The sequence below is a fragment of the Aquibium pacificum genome, from assembly GCF_040839445.1.
Lineage (GTDB): Bacteria > Pseudomonadota > Alphaproteobacteria > Rhizobiales > Rhizobiaceae > Aquibium > Aquibium pacificus.
Map to the genome: position 1 here is coordinate 1 of NZ_JBDPGJ010000064.1, position 250 is coordinate 250.

Here is a 250-nt window from a genome sequence, read left to right on the forward strand (position 1 = left end):
GGCTGGCCTGGTAGATGTTGTACGAGCCGACGCCGGTCGAGCCGACATAGAGCCAGTACTGCGAAACGCCACTACCCGTGGTCCATATGAACGTCGCAGAGGACCCGAGAGTGGAGCCCGGGGTCGGAGACGTCATGACGGCCTTGGTGCCGCCGCCGGCCTTGTAGGTGTAGTCGTTCCACTGCCAGCTTCCGCTGATATACGACCATAGCCGCACGTAGATCGTGCCGCTGGACGGCAGGCCCGATAC

1 protein-coding gene is annotated in these 250 nt (G+C 63.2%); it reads right to left on the reverse strand.

What is annotated here, in order from left to right; genetic code table 11:
• Nucleotides 1-250: hypothetical protein (locus ABGN05_RS30290; protein WP_367957758.1), on the reverse strand; the 250-nt coding region annotated here is incomplete at both ends.